Source organism: Pseudomonas sp. SIMBA_067 (assembly GCF_046534675.1).
GTDB lineage: Bacteria > Pseudomonadota > Gammaproteobacteria > Pseudomonadales > Pseudomonadaceae > Aquipseudomonas > Aquipseudomonas putida.
In genome coordinates, this window is sequence record NZ_JAWRYH010000983.1 from 1 (window position 1) to 250 (window position 250).

General features: G+C 59.2%; 1 protein-coding gene. It reads right to left on the bottom strand.

The features are described 5' to 3' along the window. A partial coding sequence (locus tag SB765_RS32165; RefSeq protein ID WP_410932833.1) for an immunoglobulin-like domain-containing protein occupies positions 1-250 on the bottom strand: 250 nt, incomplete at both ends.

Genomic DNA, 250 nt, shown 5'->3' on the forward strand with positions numbered 1-250 from the left:
CGTGACGTCAGTGCCCGCTTTGTTGGAAAGCGTGGCGGTATACGTAATCTGACCACCTTCGTTGACCGCACTTGGCGCAGTCAGGGTCACAGTGGTGGTATCCGCAGTGCCCGGAGTATCGGTAACGGTGGTATTTACCGGCGTAGTGCCCGGCACCAAGTTCTCGAAGTGCTCGCCGCCGGTCACCGTTTTGATCGCGGCAGTGACAGTCTGGTCGCCGTTGTAAACGTCGTTCGGCGCTACAGTGGTG